Annotated in this window: 16 protein-coding genes; 11 read left to right on the plus strand and 5 right to left on the minus strand. The window is 45.3% G+C overall.

Translation table 11 applies throughout. From position 1 onward, the window contains the following. Positions 1-26 precede the first annotated feature (26 nt). The 5 genes from BN1546_RS16090 to BN1546_RS16110 form a co-directional block, all read right to left on the minus strand. Positions 27-1,973, minus strand: a complete 1,947-nt coding sequence (locus BN1546_RS16090; RefSeq protein ID WP_090738294.1) for a BglG family transcription antiterminator — start codon at positions 1,971-1,973, stop codon at positions 27-29. A gap of 131 nt (positions 1,974-2,104) precedes the next feature. Continuing rightward, positions 2,105-3,646: a glycerol kinase GlpK gene (gene glpK / locus BN1546_RS16095; RefSeq protein ID WP_090738296.1), complete on the minus strand. Its 1,542-nt coding sequence runs from the start codon at positions 3,644-3,646 to the stop codon at positions 2,105-2,107. A gap of 15 nt (positions 3,647-3,661) precedes the next feature. Beyond that, on the minus strand, positions 3,662-4,597 hold the full coding sequence (locus tag BN1546_RS16100; RefSeq protein WP_058712498.1) for a transketolase family protein: 936 nt from the start codon (positions 4,595-4,597) through the stop codon (positions 3,662-3,664). Positions 4,598-4,600: 3 nt separating this feature from the next. Beyond that, the gene (locus BN1546_RS16105) at positions 4,601-5,446 is read right to left on the minus strand and encodes a transketolase (protein ID WP_013372964.1); all 846 of its coding nucleotides are present in this window, start codon (positions 5,444-5,446) and stop codon (positions 4,601-4,603) included. 23 nt (positions 5,447-5,469) lie between these two features. After that, positions 5,470-6,930: an L-fucose/L-arabinose isomerase family protein gene (locus tag BN1546_RS16110; RefSeq protein ID WP_090738297.1), complete on the minus strand. Its 1,461-nt coding sequence runs from the start codon at positions 6,928-6,930 to the stop codon at positions 5,470-5,472. A gap of 427 nt (positions 6,931-7,357) precedes the next feature. Here BN1546_RS16110 and BN1546_RS16115 point away from each other — a divergent pair, with 427 nt between their 5' ends. The 11 genes from BN1546_RS16115 (at position 7,358) to BN1546_RS16165 (ending at position 20,794) form a co-directional block, all read left to right on the plus strand. Continuing rightward, complete coding sequence (locus tag BN1546_RS16115; protein WP_090738299.1) at positions 7,358-8,797, plus strand: 6-phospho-beta-glucosidase; 1,440 nt, start codon at positions 7,358-7,360, stop codon at positions 8,795-8,797. Positions 8,798-9,073: 276 nt separating this feature from the next. Next, on the plus strand, positions 9,074-9,904 hold the full coding sequence (licT, locus tag BN1546_RS16120) for a BglG family transcription antiterminator LicT (RefSeq protein ID WP_013372961.1): 831 nt from the start codon (positions 9,074-9,076) through the stop codon (positions 9,902-9,904). 250 nt (positions 9,905-10,154) lie between these two features. Next, positions 10,155-12,044 carry a beta-glucoside-specific PTS transporter subunit IIABC gene (locus BN1546_RS16125; RefSeq protein WP_090738301.1) on the plus strand — a complete coding sequence of 630 codons (1,890 nt, stop codon included), beginning with the start codon at positions 10,155-10,157 and terminating at the stop codon, positions 12,042-12,044. Positions 12,045-12,264: 220 nt separating this feature from the next. Beyond that, positions 12,265-13,755, plus strand: a complete 1,491-nt coding sequence (locus BN1546_RS16130) for an alanine/glycine:cation symporter family protein (RefSeq protein WP_090738303.1) — start codon at positions 12,265-12,267, stop codon at positions 13,753-13,755. 153 nt (positions 13,756-13,908) lie between these two features. After that, positions 13,909-14,514 carry a bifunctional transcriptional activator/DNA repair enzyme AdaA gene (locus tag BN1546_RS16135; protein WP_025674186.1) on the plus strand — a complete coding sequence of 202 codons (606 nt, stop codon included), beginning with the start codon at positions 13,909-13,911 and terminating at the stop codon, positions 14,512-14,514. Beyond that, positions 14,495-15,028 carry a methylated-DNA--[protein]-cysteine S-methyltransferase gene (locus BN1546_RS16140; protein WP_013372957.1) on the plus strand — a complete coding sequence of 178 codons (534 nt, stop codon included), beginning with the start codon at positions 14,495-14,497 and terminating at the stop codon, positions 15,026-15,028. Before BN1546_RS16135 ends, BN1546_RS16140 begins: the two co-directional genes overlap by 20 nt. Before the next feature lie 14 nt (positions 15,029-15,042). Further along, positions 15,043-15,858, plus strand: a complete 816-nt coding sequence (locus tag BN1546_RS16145) for an SPL family radical SAM protein (protein ID WP_090738305.1) — start codon at positions 15,043-15,045, stop codon at positions 15,856-15,858. 62 nt (positions 15,859-15,920) lie between these two features. Further along, on the plus strand, positions 15,921-16,538 hold the full coding sequence (locus BN1546_RS16150; protein ID WP_090738307.1) for a DNA-3-methyladenine glycosylase family protein: 618 nt from the start codon (positions 15,921-15,923) through the stop codon (positions 16,536-16,538). 19 nt (positions 16,539-16,557) lie between these two features. Beyond that, entirely contained in the window at positions 16,558-17,247 is a 690-nt protein-coding gene (locus BN1546_RS16155) for a DNA alkylation repair protein (protein WP_090738309.1), read from the plus strand. 71 nt (positions 17,248-17,318) lie between these two features. After that, entirely contained in the window at positions 17,319-18,914 is a 1,596-nt protein-coding gene (locus tag BN1546_RS16160) for a response regulator transcription factor (RefSeq protein WP_090738311.1), read from the plus strand. Between the two features lie 23 nt (positions 18,915-18,937). After that, complete coding sequence (locus BN1546_RS16165; RefSeq protein ID WP_090738312.1) at positions 18,938-20,794, plus strand: sensor histidine kinase; 1,857 nt, start codon at positions 18,938-18,940, stop codon at positions 20,792-20,794. The last annotated feature ends 88 nt before the right edge of the window (positions 20,795-20,882 follow it).

Below are 20,882 nucleotides of genomic sequence, written 5' to 3' on the forward strand. Positions count from 1 at the left end.
CAGCTAGATGCACTGCGAAGCTTGGTTCAATACAGCTTATATTTAACGATAATCCTGGAGAATTCCTCGTACGTTTCGCATTTTAACATCTGCTGGACGATATCCGAATTGTCGACCAGTTCCATGAGATGGTTATACATTTTAGACGGTGGCTCTTTACCGTTTCTTTCAATGCTGAGGAGACAGATGAACTGCACTGGTTTGTCGCCCCACTCGATAGGTTGTTGAAGGGTACAGACCGCCCATACGGTTTGATTGCTTTGCGGAATGATAGGGTGAGGAACGGCTACCAAATTTCCGTAAGCCGTGGGTGCAGCCTGTTCTCGTTCCAGAACGAGTCCTATAAAACCTTCTGCAGAGCGGATCAGCCCTTCAGCATATATTTTTTGGCCCAGAAAAGAGATGACCTCTTCCTTGGTGGTAAAATTTTGTCTCAGAAATACGAGTTCCTCCCGAATGTAATGAAAATCAAACTCGGCTTCACCAGTCAGAAAACTTCCGATTTTGCCCATATCGCTGCCGCCAAGAAGTGTCTGCACGACCACGACCGGAACCGATAATGGCAGCTGAATGGGAATGGTGCTCACCACAAAGTCAATGTCATGGAGGGGGACCTGCTGAAGCTTGTAATATTCCGTTGTACCCGCCACTTCAAGCGAGCTGCCAAAAGTGCTTTGCAGTTTGTACTTGAGCAGCCGGGCGCTTCCAACTCCTGAAGTGCAGACGACCAGACAGCGTTTTGGCCGGGTGTTCATACGCTGTCGTTCGATGGCTCCTCCGATGTGAATGGCGAGATAGCCCATCTCCGCTTCCGGGATCGCAATATTCAGCTTGCTCTCGACCAGCTTGGCACCAATGACTCCCGCTTGAAAAGCCAGAGAGTAGTTGCTCTTGACATGCTCCAGCATGGGGTTTCGGATGTTCATCCCGTACTTTACCCGGTTCAGCGCCGGCTTCAGATGAAGGCAGATGCCTATGAGCAGTTCCGTATCACGGCTGATGTTCAGATTCAAATCCCTGTCGATCTCGGCGAGCATTTCCTTGCCCAATTCATAGATGTTCCAGTCCAGCAGCTTCTCGGGTCCCATGTCCTCTATTTGTTGTCCTTCAATTCCGACAAACCACTTGTTTCCGGCAAGATGCATGGCAATGTAGGCGATTTCATCTTCGGGAAAAGACAACTGCAATTCCTTTTCGATCAGCCCGACAATATGCTCGGCAGCCCGAAATTCGTCGGTGCCCCGCAGATCTCCTATTTCCGTCGAGAGCATAGCTACCTGGTTTCCGTCACGAATACGCTTGCAGGCGATTGCAATATGAATAGATAAATTGCTGAACGCGATATCGGAGAGCGTTACTTCATATTTCTGAGTCTGTTCCAGAACGATTCCGCAAATCAGCGTCATTTCGTGCGGGGTGACGATGCGCAGCGCTGCATGAAGTGTTCCGCCTTGTTCTTCGGAACGACTTACAATAAACTCGGACAAGCAAAACCGAAGCTGAACTTCATCACCCTTCAGTTTGACTCCGTAATTTGGCCGTTTGTCAGTGGTGATTCCGTAGCCTTGTAGGGTTTGTTTGACCTCTTTGAAATCATTCTGCACCGTAGACTTGCTTATATATAGCTCATCTGCGAGGTCTTCCAGCTTCACATAATGATCAGCGAGCAGGAGACGCTTGATTAAATACAATTGCCGGTAACCGGGAGAACCTGGATCATCGGGCTCGCCGGACAGGAACAACTGCTGCAGCAGCGCACGAAAGCTACGATTATCAGTAATTTTTAGTTCATATCCCCTTGAACGAACAGGTTCAATTGCTGCCCCGTGCTTAGATAGAAATTCATCCAGTTCCCGGATATCGCTGCGGATGGTACGTGAAGTAACCTGAATCAATTTGGCGAGATAATCACTTTTGACAGGAGCATCGGCAGCCAGCAAGTGCTGAAGAATTGAAACCATGCGTGCATTCATTCAAGGTTTCCCCCTTTCTGTAAAACGGAATACAAGCAGTGTACATAAAAAACCTCCGATTATCCAAGTGTAACACCTGTAAAATAACCGGAAGCTTGTAGTAAGCTCAAAAGTAAATGAGGAAGATTCAATCAACAGTTAGCGGAAGAAGATGGTGTAAGCGGTTGGTCTGAACGTATTACCATCTGCACAGCATTTTGCCAACCTGTATAAAGCCGCTGGCGCCTGACTTCATCCATACTAGGAGTGTAGTGCTCATATAGATTCTGATCAGAGGTGTTTCCCGTGACGATGCCTTTAGGATCTGACCAGTATCCGACTCCAAGACCGCCCAGATACACAGAGCCCATTGCAGACAGCTCGGCACAGGTAGAGCGGGTAACATGGGTACCCAGAATATCTGCCTGAAACTGCATGAGCCAGCTGTTAGATGAGGCCCCGCCATCTGTACGTAAACTAGTAAGGGGTACACCGGATTGTTCACGTATAAATTCTACCGCATCTCTCACTTGATACCCGATACTCTCCAGCGCTGCGCGCACAATATGTGCTTTGCCGTTTCCACGGGTCATACCCACAATTGCAGCACGTGCAGAGGGATTCCAGTAGGGGGCACCTAAACCAACAAAAGCAGGGATCAGATATACGCCCTCATTGTCCTGCAATTCGGTGATCATGGATTGCATTTCCTCAAATGACGAGAATAATCCTAAATTATCCCTTGTCCATTTTATACTGTCTCCGGTCGTACGTATAACGGCTTCCAATGCATAAGTAATCTTTCCTGAAGCCCCCCAGGCAATCGTTGTGACCAGGCCGTCACCGCCCTGCACGGGTTGCGAACCAATATTCATAAGTACAGATGTTCCAGTCCCATATGTCGCTTTGGCGTCGCCAGTCTCGAAGCAACGGTGTCCGTACAGTGCACCCTGTGAATCTCCGATTATGCCTGATATAGCTACTTGTTCGGCCCATAATTCCGCTTCCTGTGTATAGCCATACAAGGCATCGGATGCTTTTACCTCAGGGAGTATGGAGGAAGGAACACCAAATATACTGCACAAATCCCTATCCCAAGCCAGCGTGTGAATGTTAAAAAGGGAAGTACGGCTGGCGTTGCTGTAATCGGTTGCATGTATTTGACCGCCTGTAAGTTTCCATAGCAGCCAGCTGTCAATGGTCCCCGCAAGTAGTTTACCTTCAGCAAGCAATTGGGGGGCATGAGGTACATGTTCCAAAATCCAATTGAACTTGGCGGCAGAGAAATAAGGATCGAGCATTAGACCTGTCTTGGAGCGTATAACATCTTCATAGCCAGTATTCTTCAAGCGTGTGCAGACCTCTGCCGTTCGCTGGCACTGCCATACAATGGCATTATAGATAGGCAAGCCAGTAGAACGATCCCAGATCAGAGCCGTTTCTCGCTGATTCGTAATCGTTACTGCGGCCAGCGAGGAGGGAGAAAGTCCGGCTTTCTCCAGTACGCCTTTCGCAGCAATAAGCACATTGTGATATATCTCAAGCGGGTCATGTTCAACCCAGCCCGGCTGTGGGTAATATGGTTTGTGCTCCAAAGAATAACGGGTAATCACATCGCCCTGCTGATTGACCAGCAGAGTTTTGGTTCCAGAAGTGCTTTGATCGATCGCCAGAATATAGGTCTCGATATTCATTACAGCTACAGCTCCTTACTTGTTCATCAATTCGAGCACAATCTTGCTGATATTGTCAGAGGTAAGTCCATAATGTTCAAAGACTTCAGCTGTTTTGCCGGCAATCGCCGGTTCATCCGGTATGCCCAGCACTTTCATAGGAACCGGTTGATGTTGAACCACCATTTCTGCTACGGCAGCACCCAAGCCTCCGAATACACTATGCTCCTCCACGGTGACAATACCTCTCGTTTCCCGGGCTGCGGCGATGATCGCTTCCTCATCAAGTGGCTTGATGGTGTGCATATTGAGAACACGAGCTTTCACACCCATCTGCTGGAGCAACTCAGCCGCATCCAGAATGATACGGACGGTCTCACCAGCGCCAATCAGAGTAATGTCTGATCCTTCTCGCAAGGTGACAGCTTTTCCAATCTCAAATGGATAATCATCGGACGGATAGATATCCTCAACAGCATTACGTCCGATCCGTACATATGCGCCTCCTTCATGCTGAACCAGCGCTTCGGTCATTTTCTTGGTTTCATGACGATCGGCGGGGAGTAAGACCATCAAACCAGGAATCGCTCTGGCCACAGCAATATCTTGGACAGAGTGATGGGACATCCCCAGTGCGCCGTAGCTAACACCACCGCTTATCCCAATCAGTTTTACATTGGTTCCGGAATAAGCTACATCTACCTTGATTTGCTCAATACTACGCATGCTCAGGAAGCAGGCAGGAGAGGTGACGAACGGCTTTTTACCGCTGTGTGCGAGTCCGGCAGACATACCGACGATATTTTGCTCGGCAATGCCTACTTCCACAAATTGTTCCGGATAGGCATCGGCAAAGGGGGCCATAGCAGCAGAGCCGCGAGAATCACTAGCCAACACCATAATATCCCGATCCTCTTTGGCAAGACTAAGCAACGTTTCACAGATGACCTGACGATTAGGGATTTTGTTCATTGTTTATCTCACCTGTCCTTCCCCGGATAATTCGTCTATTTCTTGCGTTAGTTCCGCCAGTGCGCGTTCAAGTTCATCATCACTTGGAATACGATGGTGCCAGCCTGGAACACCCTCGGCAAAGGATACTCCTTTTCCCTTGATCGTGTTTGCCAGCACCAACGTTGGTTTGCCTTCAATTTCGGGGACATTGCGGAATGTATGGATTAGTTCCTCCATGCTGTTGCCATCAATGGAGATAACATTCCAGCCGAAGGCGGCCCACTTCTCCTCCAGCGGCTCAAGTCCCATAACCTCCTCGGTTGTACCGCTGATTTGCAGGCCGTTGCGGTCAATGATGCCGACAAGATTATCCAGTTTGTAATGGGCACCTGCCATAGCGGCTTCCCAATTGGAGCCTTCAGCTTGCTCTCCGTCACCCATTAGACAGAATACACGGTAGGATCGCCCGTCACGCTTGGCAGCCAGTGCCATGCCGACTGAGATGGGGAGGCCATGGCCCAATGCGCCTGTATTCATCTCAACACCGGGAACCTTATTGTTCGGATGCCCAATCAGACGGGTACCGAATTGGCTATAGGTTTCCAGTTCTTCTTTAGGGAAGAAACCAAGGTCTGCCAGAATACACCATAAAGATTCGACGGAATGTCCTTTGCTGGCAATAAAGCGGTCGCGTTCTTCCCATTTAGGATTAGCGATATCAATATTCATGATTTCGTAGTATAGGGCGGTGAGTATATCCGTATTGCTCAGTGAGCCTCCTGTATGTCCTGTTTTGGCACGATGAATAATGGTGAGCAGGTCCTTACGGATTTGTGCGGCTTTGATTTTCAAGTCTAGGATTTCCATAGTGTCCTCCTGAAAAAATATAGTTAAACCAGAATACCCGACTTGGTGACAGCGAGATCGGAACCACGCAACCAGCGTTGGATTTCCTGTTCGGTAGGATCTACTGGATCTGCCTTAACGCCTGGAAGGTAATTGCAGGCCTCGTACAGAGCTGGGATGACGTTAGCGTGAATGCCAACAGAGTGATGGACGTAAGGACCTTTGACGAGCTTTTCTTCCCATAACGGCCAGTCGTTGACTTCTACCCAGACATACGAGCCGCGGGTATAAGGTCCCTCAATTCCTTTAGCTTTGCCGAGGAAAATGGAATAATCTCCATGATCACCATCAAAACGAGCGATGGTCATGCCGCCGCCTTTGATTTGTCCTTCATGTGTGCCTGGTGCGTGATCATCGAACAGGAAGTGCTTGCGCAGTTTGGGTTTGTTCTCAATAGACATGGATACTGGAAAGTTCCCGCAGTGGAATAAAAGTTCTCCATTGTCATTCTCAGGGTGACGTACTGTAATATCAGCAAAAAAGGTTGGCAGTTCGTTCATCGCAGCCGCTTGCACCATAACCGAAGTAATAGCTCCGTGAATATCGGTTTCGCAGGTGACCGGAATTTGTTCATCTGTCAAAATGGCATTAGCCAGACAAGGCATAATTCCCATAGCTTCCTGGAGGGAGGACCAGCATTGGATGGCGATAGCTGTACTTCCCGTTTCGATAGCGTAGGATTTCATGGCTACTTTAAGTGCAGCGATGCGTCTGATATCTTCTTCGGTGACTTCACTGTAGTCCAGCTTTTCTTTGATATAATCAATCGCTTCTGAAAGCTCAGCACTGCTTCCGGAAGCAATTTTCTTTGAACGGAGCTGAATATCTACTAGTGTAATTGGATGAATTTCAATACCGAATCGCTCCAACAGTTCCCCTTCATTGCAGATCATGGTCCAAAAGGAAGCAGGACGAGGACCTATTTGGAGAATCCGTAAACTTTGGAATTGTCGTACTACATTGGCAGCCGAGATAAAGTTGTTAAAGCCTCGTTCAAATACCGGATCAGCTACACGACTGTTTGTGATATAGGTAAAAGGGACATTAAAGCGGCGAAGCACTTTTCCGCTGGCGAACAATCCACACTGGGTATCCCGCAATCTCATCCCGTCGGCTAGAGGAGCCTCATCACGTGGACCCCACAATAGCACCGGCTTGCCAATCGCCTTGCCCACACGGGCAACCGTATCCTCGGTACCAAAATTGCAGTGGGGGAAGAAAACGGCGTCTACTTCCTCTTCCTTGAAACGTTTGATAATCAAGTCTGCGTTAATATGATCGTCATACAGTAAACCTTCTTCATTAAGTCCTTCCAAATCCACGATGTCCATGTTCATTCCGAAGCTCTCGATTTGTTTGCGAATGGCAACTTTGTAGCGGAATGCATCCTCAGCACTGAAGGTGAATCGTCGAGTAGGCGCATACCCCAGTTTCAGCTTTTTCATGAATAACTCTCCTTGTACTAGAAGTAAACAAATTGAAATCACACTAAACAAAACTAAACTATGGTGTACAAATTATATAAAGTTTTATTTTCGAAGTCATCGTATCATCTCTATAAACCGCTGTCAATTAGTCTGTTTATAAAAATTAAGTTGTTTAGTTTAGTTATTTTTCGAAAATAAACTAAACAAATGTATTTAATTTAGAGTGAGTAACGTATGTATCATATCTATTAAATTTGACAGGCTCCTAAATCTTTGTTAGAGTTTCAATCAAATATGAATAACCTTTTCATGGGATGTTACCGATAGGGCATAACCTGAACTGGCTTGTTTACACTGCAAGTGTAATCAGGCTGGTTTGGGTTTTTTTTATTACTCATCACCCTTTCTGTATCCCTTTTATTACACATTTGGAAGGAGAACGTTTATGTCTAGTTATGTTTTTCCTAAAGACTTTTTATGGGGTGGTGCTCTTGCTGCCAACCAGGCTGAGGGGGCTTATTTGGAAGACGGTAAAGGGTTGAGTCTGGTGGATCTGCTGCCTACCGGAGAGAAGAGAAGAAGCATAATGAAAGGGAATGTTCCTTCGCTGACTCCACTTGAAAGCGAATTCTATCCTTCCCACGAAGCCATTGACTTCTATCATCACTATCGCGAGGATATTGCACTATTTGCGGAAATGGGATTCAAGGCACTGCGTGTTTCTATTGCCTGGGCTCGTATTTTTCCAACTGGAGAAGATGCTGTTCCCAATGAAGCGGGGCTGCAATTTTACGATGATTTGTTCGATGAATTGCATAAACATGGCATTCAGCCGGTCGTTACCCTTGCTCATTTTGACGTGCCGGTAGCTCTGATCGAAAAATATGGAAGCTGGCGCAGCCGGAAACTGGTAGGTTTGTTTGAAACCTATGCCAAAACCGTATTCGCCCGTTACAAGGATAAAGTGAAATACTGGATGACGTTTAATGAAATTAACATGCTGCTCCATCTGCCGTTTCTCGGCGCCGGGCTTGTATTTCAAAAAGGTGAAAACGTTAAACAAATTCAGTACCAGGCTGCGCATCATCAGCTTGTTGCAAGCGCGCTGGCGGTGAAAGCATGTCACGAGATTATTCCAGATGCGAAGATTGGCTGTATGCTTGCTGCTGGCAGCTTCTATCCGTATACATGTAATCCCGAAGATGTGTATCAGGGGATGGAAAAAGACCGCGAGTCCTACTTCTTCATTGATGTACAGTCACGCGGCGAATATCCTGGTTATGCGAAACGCTTCTTCAAGGATCATGGACTAAACATCGAGATGGAATCCGGCGACGCAGCCATTTTGAAAGATCATACCGTCGACTACATCGGGTTTAGCTATTACTCGAGCCGGACAACCAGCACAGACCCGGAAGTTGTCAAAAACATGACCAGCGGGAATGTATTCGGCTCCGTGGCCAACCCATATTTGGACAAGTCAGAATGGGGCTGGACGATCGATCCAAAAGGATTCCGCATCACAGCCAACCAACTGCATGACCGCTACCAAAAGCCTTTATTCGTAGTGGAAAACGGTTTTGGGGCCAATGATGTGGTTTCGCCTGAAGGAGAAGTGAATGACGATTACCGAATCGACTATCTCAAGCGGCATATTGCCGAAATGGGCGAGGCTCTTCAAGACGGGGTCGAAATTATCGGTTACACCAGCTGGGGACCGATTGACATTGTCAGCGCTTCCTCGGGAGAGATGAAAAAACGCTATGGTTATATTTATGTAGACCGTGACAACGAAGGCAACGGTTCGTTGAAGCGTATTAAAAAGAAAAGCTTCCACTGGTACAAAGACGTAATTCATTCCGACGGCGAAAATCTCGGCGAATAATCGTACGACAAGAAAATAGGATCGGATGTCCCGAACCCATAGGGATTTCCGATCTTCGTTTCTTGATTGAAAGCGTTGACAATCGTTCCTTTTCGGGCTATACTTGACGCAATTCCATCATTTTTTAGGATTGTTACTGCATAGCAGGCAAAACCTAAGCCACGAATAAGCGGATTTTACAGTCTAGTTTATTTGGCGTGCTTCGGTTTTTTTTGTTTGCAATAAAGTGGATGGAGCATGAGTGGCTCTTGCTGGCATAGGGAACGGGGGATCGAGATGAATATAGCAAAGGTCATCAACAACAATGTAATTAGTGTCTACCAGACAGACGGTACAGAACTCGTGGTCATGGGTCGAGGGATTGCTTTTAAGAAAAAGCCAGGAGACAAAGTAGACGAAACCAGGATTCAGAAGGTATTTGCGCTGAAAAACAAGCAGACATCCGATAACTTCAAAATGCTGCTGCGCGAGGTACCGATGGATTTGATCGTGATTGTGGAGGAAGTCATTAATGACGCCAAGCATAATCTGAACAGAAAGCTGAACGAAAATATTTATGTTTCTCTGACCGACCATATCAATTTTGCTATTGAAAGGTACCGGGAAGGACTGGAAATCAAAAACGCGTTATTGTGGGAAATCAAGCAGCTGTACAAAGAAGAATTCGCTATTGGTCTGAGAACGCTGGAACAAATCAAACAAAAGCTCGGTATTGAACTGCCTGTGGATGAAGCGGCTTATATTGCCCTTCACATTGTGAATGCTGAAATGAACGAGGAAGTCATTACGACCATGAGTATTACGAAGTTCATCCAGCAAATTATCAATATCGCCAAGTACCATTTTAAGGTGGATTTTGACGAGGATTCTTTGAGTTATTTCCGCTTTATTACGCATCTGAAATTTTTCGCCCAGCGTGTATTTAAGGGAAATCACTATGAAAATAACTATGATCATTTATATGACATGATTAAGGAAAAGCACAAGGAAGCAGCCGCTTGTACGGAGAAAATCGGAACCTTTGTAAAAAAAGAATACGGTCACGAATTGACGAACGAAGAAAAGCTGTATTTGACTGTGCATATTGAACGAGTGGTGAATAGATAAGGTAAACCTTTTATTCGAAAAAGGATCAAAATAAAAGGTTAAATGTTTTTGTTGACAAATATGGTAGTTTAATTATATTATGTGAGTAACAGGAATTTAATAAGTTTTAACTGGGATTGTTACTGGTTATGCAGGCAAAACCTAAGTCATGAAAAATTGCGGGACTCAAGTGCCCACCATTTTTCAAGGCTTAGGTTTTTTGTGTGCCTAAATATGGTAAAAAGCCCCTTAGAACATGGAGGTGTCCATCATGAGTTATGAAAAACTGGCTAAAGAAATTGTGCACCTGGTAGGCGGCGAAAAAAATGTAGTATCGCTCGTACACTGCGCCACACGCCTGCGTTTTGTGCTAAAAGATGAGGCAAAAGCAGACAAGGCAAAGCTGGAAAAAACCGATGGAATTATTACGGTCAAGCAGAGCGGTGGCCAGTTCCAGGTTGTGGTCGGTAACAAAGTACCAGAAGTATATAATGCCATCGGCCAAGTATCCAACATTTTGAATGAAACTGGAAAAGAAGAGAATTCAGCTAAAGGCAAGAAAGGGTTTGGCGCTGTAATCGACGTAATTTCCAGCATTTTTGCACCGTTGCTCGGAGTTATGGCGGGGTCCGGTATTTTGAAAGGTCTGCTGCTGATTGCGAGCAACCTTGGCTGGCTGGTTCCGAAAGACACTACCTATATGATTTTGTATGCTGCGGCCGACAGCTTGTTTTATTTCCTGCCGCTCTTGTTAGCGGTTACAACGGCACGGAAATTCGGAGGTAATATCTTCGTTGCTCTGACCATCGCCGGAGGGCTGCTTTATCCGACGATTGTCACGCTGAAAACAGAAGGTACACCTACAGACTTTTTCGGTATTCCTATTGTGATGATGAGTTATTCATCTACCGTTATTCCGATTATTTTAGCCGTGATCGTCATGAGTAAGCTGGAAAAATGGTGCAATCGACTGATCCATGAGAGTGTCAAAAACTTTATTACACCTTTAATTCTACTTGTAATTATGCTTCCTCTGACCCTGATGGTTTTTGGTCCAGTCGGGGTGTATGTGGGCAACGCAATCGCTACCGCGCTCGTTGCTGCGTTCAGCTTTAGTCCGCTGCTGGCTGGAGCAATTCTTGGTGCTTGCTGGCAGTTGCTCGTTATTTTCGGGGTTCACTGGGGTCTTGTACCTGTATTTATTAATAACATTGCTGTTAACGGCAGAGACGGTATTAAGCCTTCTGCTGCAGCTTCCATCTTTGCTCAAACCGGTGCAGCGTTTGGTGTTATGCTGAAAACGAAAAATAAAAAGCTGAAAACGCTAGCGGGTTCCGCTACACTTACAGCGTTGTTCGGTATCACAGAGCCAGCGGTCTATGGGGTTACGCTACCGCTGAAGCGTCCGTTTATTGCAGGTATTATCGGCGGTGCTGTTGGTGGTGCCATTATCGGCCAAGCTGGGACCCAAGCATTTGCCTCTGGCGCACCTGGATTGCTGACCTTGCCGATCTTTTACGGTCCTGGCGGACAAGGCTTCCCGGGATTGATTTTAGGGATTACTGTTTCATTTTTGATTTCAGCTATCTTGACTTATATTTTAGGCTTCGAAGATCCAGTTGAAGAGGAAGAAACCACTGACAATTCGGCTAAAGAGTCGACTTCTACAGTTGTCGTTTCTAATGAAGAGGTACTAAGCCCGATTGAAGGAACTGTGGTTGCTCTGTCGGAGGTTCCCGATCCTGCGTTTGCTTCAGAAGCTATGGGTAAAGGTATCGCCATCCAGCCGACAACAGGCAGAGTCGTAGCCCCGTTCGATGGAACCATTACGGTGGCGTTCAAGAAAAAGCATGCGTTGGCAGTGGTTTCGCATCAGGGCGCAGAAGTTCTAATTCACGTCGGAGTAGATACGGTTAAGCTGGACGGTAAACATTTTACTTCCTATATTAAAGAAGGCGATCAAGTTAAAGCGGGAGATCTGCTGCTCGAATTTGATGTTGAGCAAATCAAGGCAGAGGGTTATCCTACGATTACGCCGGTTATCATCACAAATTCTTCTGAATATACGGAAATTCTCCCAATCTCTCAAGGGCAGATAGCTGAGCAGGCACCGCTGTTGAAACTATCTAGTGCTCCAAATGTGCAAGAAGATATCGCCTGAATTTCTTAAAGACCAAGCTCTGACGATCCACTTTTTTGGGTCCTCAGAGCTTTTTTGTCGTCCTTTCAGGTAGCAGATAAGTCGATTTGTAATTGACAATATGTCAATTAAATTAGCTTGTACGGTTGTAAAAACTAATCTATAATTTCTTGTAAATATGAAAAATTTTCTGAAAACATTAACTGAATATGAATTGATGGATCAGGGGGAAATGCAAGGAATGTTAGAGAAGTGGGCAGAGGCAGTAAATGGCGTCATTTGGAGCAATCCTGTGGTATATGTCTGTTTGAGCGTGGGGCTATTATTTTCAATTATGACTCGATTTCTGCAAATCAGACATTTCAAAGAGATGATTCGCCTTGTCTTTAAAGGGAAAAGTTCTGAGGCAGGTGTATCCTCATTTCAGGCCTTTACGATGGCGTTATCAGGACGTGTAGGAACGGGGAATATTGCGGGGATTGCACTGGCAGTCGGTATGGGGGGACCCGGGGCAATATTTTGGATGTGGGTCATGGCTTTTATCGGATCGGCCACTGCGTTTGTTGAATCTACACTGGCTCAGATCTATAAGGTAAAGCGTGATGGTCAGTATCGAGGCGGCCCGGCCTTTTATATTGAAAAAGGGACAGGCTTAAAATGGTTTGCGGTTATTTTCGCAGTTGTAGCGTTGGTCGCTATGTGTTTACTGTTGCCGGGAACTCAATCGAATTCGATTGCGGTAGCTTTTCATAATTCGTTTGGTATGGATATGAAGGTTTCCGGGATAGTAGTTGTCGTGTTGCTGGCGCTTATCATTTTTGGTGGTGTAAAAAGAATTGCCAATGTGGCACAGGTAGTCATACCCTTCATGGCACTTGGCTACATCCTTGTCTCTTTCTATATTATGGTGACGAACATTACTGCGCTTCCCGATGTATTTACCCTTATTTTTCGCAGTGCCTTCGGTATCGATTCAGTGTTCGGTGGTATAGCAGGGACAGCCATTGCCTGGGGGGTAAAACGAGGCATTTATTCGAATGAAGCGGGACAAGGTTCTGGTGCGCATCCGGCAGCAGCCGCAGAAGTGTCCCATCCAGCAAAACAGGGGCTGGTTCAAGCCTTTTCCGTGTATGTAGATACTTTTTTAGTCTGTACGTCCACGGCTTTCATGGTCTTGTTTACAGGGATGTACAACGTGAAGGGACCGGGTGGGGGTTATATTGTGCAGCATCTCCCGGGTGTTGAAGAAGGAACACAATATACACAAGCTGCTATCGAATCGGTATTCCCGGGTTTCGGATCAAGTCTCTTGTCCATAACCTTGTTCTTTTTCGCATTTACCACCATTATTGCGTATTATTACATCGCTGAAACCAATATGGCCTACCTGGTTGCCGACCGTAAAGCCAAATGGCCTATGTTCCTGTTAAAGTTGGTTATTCTGGGTTCGACCTTTTATGGAACGGTCGTCAAGGAATCTGCGTTGGCGTGGACACTAGGGGATATGGGGGTCGGTATTATGATGTGGGTGAATCTGATTGCTATGATCCTTTTGGCCAAGCCTGCGCTTCTCGTGCTTAAGGATTACGAGCGGCAACGGCGCCAAGGGCTAGACCCGGTATTTGACCCGAAGCAGGCGGGAATTTCAAATGCAGATTATTGGTCACAGGCATATCAGCATCCTTCAGATGAGACGAAGATTACGGTTGAACCCGGTAAGCTGCAAGCCTAAATAAGATAGAGAACTAAAATCAAAGGTGGCTCCGCGCGGAGTCATCTTTTTTTCGTTATCTTGCTTTTACATTCCAGGAGGGGTACATATGTTCACTATTTAGTTTATAATTTAGATATGAGGCAGGGGACATTGCACAAGAGGGGGATTAAAATGAGAGCATCCGATTTATCCATAACAGACGAGAAGTGGAGAGCTATTGTAGAAAATGACAAGTCTTATGACGGGGTATTTTTGTATGCTGTGAAGACAACGAAAATATTTTGTCGCCCCTCCTGCAAATCCCGACCTCCTAAAAGAGAGAACATCCGTTTATTTACATCAGCAGAGCAGGCTTTGGCTGAGCATTTTCGTCCGTGTAAAAGATGTAAACCGACAGGACAACGATTGCCTGATCACGACTGGATCGCAGGAGTTGCAGAATACGTAGATTCGAACTATATGAAGGACTTAACATTGCACGTCCTGGCAGAGATAAGTCATGGAAGCCCGTATCATTTACATCGTACCTTCAAGCGAATCATGCATGTCACTCCGATGGAATATATACAGCGTACTAGGTTGAAACAAGCGAAGAAGCTGCTTATTTGCTCACATCAATCTGTTGCGGAAGTGGGGGAGAACGTAGGTCTGTCCAATATCCCTTACTTTATTACGTTGTTTAAAAAGAATACAGGTTACACCCCGTTGCAGTATCGCCAACTCGAATCCAAAGCAACTCAAAAAGGAGGTACACAGCATGGTACATCAAATGAATAAAACGATCTATTGGTCATTATTGACGCACGAGGATTGGAATTTATATATTGCAGCTACATCGGAAGGATTATGTTATGTCGGTTCGCTTAATCAACCTGTAGAGGAATTGATAACATGGGCAGGAAGTCGATTTCCCGACAGTCCTTTAGTTGAAGAGGATATCGTTTTACAGCTCTATGCCAAGGAGTTGATTGAATATTTCCAAGGGGAGCGAACACATTTTACATTCCCTTTTGACTTTCATGGAACTGCATTTCAAATGGCTGTATGGAACGCGCTGTGTAATATTCCGTATGGGGAGACACAATCCTATTCAGACATTGCCAACGCTATTCAAAAGCCGAACTCTGTTCGTGCGGTAGGTTCTGCCATCGGTGCTAATCCGATTTTGGTCACCATCCCTTGTCACCGGGTCATTGGTAAGAATGGGGCTTTGACCGGGTATCGTGGGGGGCTGGACATGAAGGTGAAGCTTTTGCAGCTTGAAAAAAATCGCACACACAAATCAATATAGTAGTGAGGTTAGGTATGAAAAATGAGTATTACAAATCTCCCAAGACTCTTTTGAATAAAGGAACCGGCTTCTTGTCGGGGTATACACACTCGTTGAATCCGTATACCGGCTGTACCTTTGGTTGCTCGTATTGTTATGTACGCCAATTGCCAGTCTCTACGTTTCGGAAGGAAGCCTGGGGAACATGGGTTGATATTAAAAAAGAAGCGGCAGATATTCTTCGCAAGGAGCTTCGCAGGGCCCAATCTAGAGGGAAAGTCACGATTTTTATGTCGTCAAGCACTGACCCTTATCAGCCGGCCGAGTACAAGGAAGAGGTGACTCGATCTCTGCTGGAAGTGATGGTGGAAGATCCGCCAGATTTTCTCTTTGTACAGACGCGTAGTCCGCTTGTACGACGAGATGTTGATTTATTGCTCCAATTGAAGGAACGTGCACGTGTGAGTATCACGGTAGAAACAGACCGCGAGGATATACGCAAACATTTCACTCCGGAAGCTCCTCCCATCCAGGCTCGTCTTCAAACGCTGCAACTTTTAAAAGAGGCAGGTGTGCCGACGCAAGCTACTATTGCTCCGATGCTGCCAAGCAGTGAGCATTTTGCAGACAAGCTTGTGCCTCTGGTCAACCGTGTCTGTATTGATGATTATTTTATGGGAGACGGCAGCGGGGGAAGGCGGACGCGTAGCTTGAACATTGGTGCGCTGTATGAGTCATTGGGGCTGGAGGAATGGTATCACCCTGCCGCCTATAAGGCGGTTTATGAGCGTTTTCTTCATGTTTTTCCGAAAGAACAGCTCTATGTGAGCAAAGAAGGATTTGAGCCCTGATATGAAAGCAGCCTATGCAATTAAAATGAAGAGTGTACCATACAAGGGGAGCGGGAGAACAAATGGAAACGGTCATGACCAAAAACTTTGACTATGGAGAAAAGGAAATCAACTACCTGAAAACGGTAGATACCGTACTTGGTGCCGCTATAACGCAAATGGGCAAGGTAGAACGCGTAATCATTCCCGACCTGTTTGCAGCGCTTGTTCATGCGATTGTGGGGCAGCTTATTTCGGCCAAGGCGGTTCAGACCATATGGACAAGGATGCAGGAGAAATTAGGCGCGATCACTACGCAAAATATAGCCGTTCAGACGGCTCAGGAAATTCAAAGCTGTGGCATAACCATGAAAAAAGCAGCATGTATCCTGAATATAGCCCAAACGATCGAGCAGGGATTGTTGGATTTACAGGAATTATATGAGCTTTCTGATACACAGGTGATCCAGAAATTATCCTCGCTACAAGGGATAGGCCCTTGGACAGCTGAAATGATGCTGATTAATTGCATGGAACGACCGGACGTCGTCAGTTGGGGCGATATGGCTATTCGGCGGGGAATGATGAAGTTGTACCATTTAGATACACTGACCAAGCAGCAATTTGAGGAGTATCGCCGAGTGTATTCACCTTATGGTTCAGTGGCCTCCATTTATTTGTGGAGCATTTCATTTCGTTAACAAACAGGGAGTGGAAAATATGGAGAAGACCATCAGAGAGCAGATATTGTCACATGTAGATACGGATTTTCAGAAATTTACGGCTGCATTGCTGCCAACGATTAATAATGTGCTGGGTGTGCGTCTACCGGTGCTGCGTAAGCTGGCTCAAGATATTGCCAAAGGAGATTGGCGCCTCTATCTGGAGACCGCCGAAAGTGAGCACTTTGAAGAAGTGATGCTGCAAGGTATGGTGATTGGTTCTGTAAAAACAGATATTGAGGAAGTTTTGAGTTATACCGCCAAGTTTGTTCCTAAAATTGATAATTGGTCCGTGTGCGATAGTTTCTGTGCCGGATTGAAAATCACGAAACAACATAAAGAAAGAGTATGGGATTTTATTCAGCCCTATCTGCTCTCTAAGAAAGAATATGAAATTCGGTTTGGGGTGGTTATGCTGCTGAATTTTTATATTGAAGAACAGTATATTAACCGGGTGCTTACTTTGCTAGATCAGACCCATCGAGAAGATTATTATGTACAAATGGCGGTAGCATGGGCGATATCAATCTGTTATATCAAGCTGCCTGAGGTAACGATGGCGTATTTAAGTCATAATGCATTAGACGATTTTACTTTCAATAAGGCTCTGCAAAAAATCACAGAATCATACCGGGTGGATCAGGCAACGAAAACAACCATTCGTAGTATGAAACGAAAAAGAAAATAGGATGGGTCCCCGCCTGTAAGTGTTATACTGAAAAAAAACATACGTGTATAAGATCGACAGGAGGGGAGTCAGTGAATTCGATCCCGCTGGGAGTGCTGGTTGTAGATGATGAAACTAGGCAGCGTCGTGGGTTGGCTGCCATGGTCCGGGATTTACGTCCAGAATACAAGGTTTGGGAAGCCAAGAACGGGAAAGATGCTTTGATCATTTCATTATCCCAACCGATCCAGATCGTTTTTACAGATATTCAGATGCCGATTATGAACGGGATTGAATATCTTCAACAATTGAGGACATCGGGTCAGCATGAGACCAAAGTTATTTTAGTGACAGTCTACCAGGAATTTAGCTATGCACAGCAGGCGGTACGATACGGAGCGAATGATTATTTGGTAAAACCGGTGCAATCACAGCAGCTTATTGAAGTGATTCAACACATGGAGAAGATCATTCTAGAGGAGCAGGAAGTACTCGGTGAAAATCGAACAGCGTTAAATCAAATCGAGCAGAGCATGCCTGCATTTGTGGAGCATTTGTTTAGCAGATGCGTGACAGACAAGTTGCAGTCGAACGAGAAAAGCCTATTAAAAAGTCACTTTGGGTGGCAGGGGGGAGGTGAAGTTCTCGCATTGGGGGCATCTGCATCCCGCCCAGAGGATATTTATATGTGGGATTCTAAGCTGCGAAACACGGTTGTTGAAATATTGCGGCCTTGGGCGTCTTCTGTCGTGTTCCCACTTGAAGTCCATAAAGACCATATGATCGCCGTGGTGAATTGGAGAGACAGGACAGAAGGCAAGGAGGCCAAAAGTGCACTTCAAGCTGGTCTGAAAAAGGTGGAGCAGCAGCAAGCTATCTCCATTTGGTTTGCTTGGGGTCAGCCTTTTGATTTTGATGAAATGCAAATAAGCCCATCTCACGAAAGGGCTGTTCGCCTGATCTCCATGCGTTTTTATACACCTCACATCAGATGTTTGAACCTTGTCGCTTCAGATGATGACCAGCCGGTACAGGAATTGAGCACTCATGAACAAATAGCCTTTCTAAAATTCGTTGAAAGCGCTATCTCCAATGGAAAGCCCGATCAGCTATTGGAATGGGTACAACATTTCATTGGGCGAATGACGCAAGGGTACCCTCCACCTGATGCGCTTAAAGCTAAATTAATACACCTTCTCCTAGTTAGTTTACCACGGTTAAATATAGGGTGGAGTGAAGAAGTCTACTCGCGTTACTCGGAACAGTTGAACCGAGCTGTCGAAGAGGCCACATGTATTCAGAATCTTGAGGATCGTATTGCAGCATGGTTAAAAGAGCTGATTCTTGAGCTTGACGGCAGCTCTAAAGGTGAACCTATCATGAAAAAATGCAAGGAATTTCTGGATACACATCTACATGAAGACCTAAGTCTGGAGATTGTGGCCCGGCGCTTTCACTATAATGCGTCCTATTTTAGCATTCTGTTCAAAAACTATTTTGGGCTCTCGTTCACGGAATATATGGTGAAGCTCAGAATGCAAAAGGCTCAGCACTTACTGCTGCATACAGACGCCAAGGTCGCAGAAATTAGTAGACAGGTTGGTTATAAAGATATCAAATACTTCTTTAAAGTGTTCAAAAAAAACGTAAAGCACACACCTGAAGAATTTCGCAGAAAATTCAATTAATCGTTAGGTGAAAGGAAGGTACAATGCGCCAAGTCAAATATATATATCAAAAATTTTTGGACAGTAGCTTTCGTACGAAGTTGATGCTGTCCTATTTTTTGTTGTCTGGTTTTATCGTTTTGATCCTGGGCTTTGTCTACTTCGAAACTAGTGCGCGGAATATTACTGCAAACGTAACAGATAGTGTTACAAGTGTACTTCGAAGTAATAACCAGCTGCTGGATAACAAGCTGACAGCTATTCAAAAAACCGTAGATATGATTCCAATTGATCATGACCTTCTACAGACCATTACAGACGTGGATACTACGGATTCTTCATCGCTTTTACGAACTGATCGCAGTATTACGAAAATTTTGTACAGATACTTTGGCAATATGGAGGAAGTATACGCTTCTCAAATTATGACGCAAAAGTATGCATACGGAAGTACAGAGCGGATGTATATTCCCGTTCAGCCGTTTTATTCTTCTCCCTTGGCGACAACAGCGGTGCAAGCAGAGGGGGCTACCAAGTGGATTCCTGCCTATTCGTATGCCGACACCTTTCATCAGCAGGATTTAAAACAAGGTTCCTATGATTTTAGTTCTTTATTTGCTGTGGTTAAGCAGCTTCATTTGACTGCATTAGATGATGCTGGAACCTTTCATACGCTTCCTGAAGGCAAGGAAAAGCCTATACTTATATTGAATTTCCGGCCTGATTTGCTAAAGGTCGGTTTTGAAGATTATGCAGCCCGCAGCGGATTTGCACATCTATCCTACGGTATGATTCACGATAACAATGGGATAGTCATGAGTTCAGATCGACAGCAACAAGCGGGGGAGCCGGTGGCAGATTGGCTGAAGAAGGCCATTACTTCGGAACAAGGGACGAAAATGGTAAACGTTAAGGGTCAAAGCATATTACTGGTTTACGAAGCGATGAAGACGACGGGCTGGGTATCGTATATAGCCATTCCCATGGAAGATGTACTGGGACATCTGTCAACGATTCGTACCTACACCTTGTTTTTTTTAGGCATTATGATGCTCATTGCTGTTATCCTTGCTTATTTGCTGTCTGTATACATCAGTAAGCCCATTACAGATATGAAACAGGCGATGAAGGTAATGGAGAAGGGAGATTTTGATATTCGAATTCCTGAACGTGGCTATGATGAATTGGGGGACCTGGTGATCCGATTTAATCAAATGAATGAGAAAATTAAAGATTTGATCGAAGAAAATTACAAATCACGTCTGCGAGCTAAAGAGTCGGAGTTAATGGCACTTAATTTACAGCTTAATCCCCATTTTTTGTATAACACCTTAACGACAATGTACTGGATCGCACTAGAGCATAAACAACAGGAACTGGGCCAATTGATCATTAGTCTGGCGGAAATGCTGCAAATTACGACTCGAAACAAAAATGATACATGGAGCCTGGAAACCGATCTGAATTGGCTGGAAAAATACATTTACATTATGCAAAATCGCTTTGAGAACAAGTTCACGGTGGAATATGATATTGATCCCATTTTGCTTCAGATGGAGGTTCCCAAACTCTTCTTGCAGCCTTTTGTGGAGAATTCAATTATTCACGGTTTCGCCGAAATGGAATCAGGCGGTCAGATTAAGATCACAGCCTGGATCGAAACGCAATTGGTGTGTTTTAAAGTCGAGGATAATGGATTAGGAATTCAAGAAGATCATATACGCCGAATTCAAGCTGGAGAAATCCGGTCAACAGGCATTAAAAATGTAGACAGAAGAGTACGGCTGTTATATGGGATGGAATATGGGGTTGCACTCCACTCGTCAGAAGGCAAGGGAACAATTGTCCTGATCCGAATCGGAGAAACGCATAGATCTAATCAAATGACACCAATCCAATGAGAGTACGACTTTTCAAAATGTAAGCGTTTGCTAGAATGGATTTAGTGACGAAGCAACAAACGAAAAGATAAAAAATAAACGGTTTGGG

Source organism: Paenibacillus sp. Mc5Re-14, from assembly GCF_001049835.1.
Lineage (GTDB): Bacteria > Bacillota > Bacilli > Paenibacillales > Paenibacillaceae > Paenibacillus > Paenibacillus polymyxa_C.

What these genes read in the sequence shown, in the direction of transcription:
- BN1546_RS16090 (WP_090738294.1), bottom strand. Translation starts at nt 1,973, where the DNA reads ATGAATGCACGCATGGTTTCAATTCTTCAGCACTTGCTGGCTGCCGAT.
- glpK (WP_090738296.1), bottom strand. Translation starts at nt 3,646, where the DNA reads ATGAATATCGAGACCTATATTCTGGCGATCGATCAAAGCACTTCTGGA.
- BN1546_RS16100 (WP_058712498.1), bottom strand. Translation starts at nt 4,597, where the DNA reads ATGAACAAAATCCCTAATCGTCAGGTCATCTGTGAAACGTTGCTTAGT.
- BN1546_RS16105 (WP_013372964.1), bottom strand. Translation starts at nt 5,446, where the DNA reads ATGGAAATCCTAGACTTGAAAATCAAAGCCGCACAAATCCGTAAGGAC.
- BN1546_RS16110 (WP_090738297.1), bottom strand. Translation starts at nt 6,930, where the DNA reads ATGAAAAAGCTGAAACTGGGGTATGCGCCTACTCGACGATTCACCTTC.
- BN1546_RS16115 (WP_090738299.1), top strand. Translation starts at nt 7,358, where the DNA reads ATGTCTAGTTATGTTTTTCCTAAAGACTTTTTATGGGGTGGTGCTCTT.
- licT (WP_013372961.1), top strand. Translation starts at nt 9,074, where the DNA reads ATGAATATAGCAAAGGTCATCAACAACAATGTAATTAGTGTCTACCAG.
- BN1546_RS16125 (WP_090738301.1), top strand. Translation starts at nt 10,155, where the DNA reads ATGAGTTATGAAAAACTGGCTAAAGAAATTGTGCACCTGGTAGGCGGC.
- BN1546_RS16130 (WP_090738303.1), top strand. Translation starts at nt 12,265, where the DNA reads ATGTTAGAGAAGTGGGCAGAGGCAGTAAATGGCGTCATTTGGAGCAAT.
- BN1546_RS16135 (WP_025674186.1), top strand. Translation starts at nt 13,909, where the DNA reads ATGAGAGCATCCGATTTATCCATAACAGACGAGAAGTGGAGAGCTATT.
- BN1546_RS16140 (WP_013372957.1), top strand. Translation starts at nt 14,495, where the DNA reads ATGGTACATCAAATGAATAAAACGATCTATTGGTCATTATTGACGCAC.
- BN1546_RS16145 (WP_090738305.1), top strand. Translation starts at nt 15,043, where the DNA reads ATGAAAAATGAGTATTACAAATCTCCCAAGACTCTTTTGAATAAAGGA.
- BN1546_RS16150 (WP_090738307.1), top strand. Translation starts at nt 15,921, where the DNA reads ATGGAAACGGTCATGACCAAAAACTTTGACTATGGAGAAAAGGAAATC.
- BN1546_RS16155 (WP_090738309.1), top strand. Translation starts at nt 16,558, where the DNA reads ATGGAGAAGACCATCAGAGAGCAGATATTGTCACATGTAGATACGGAT.
- BN1546_RS16165 (WP_090738312.1), top strand. Translation starts at nt 18,938, where the DNA reads ATGCGCCAAGTCAAATATATATATCAAAAATTTTTGGACAGTAGCTTT.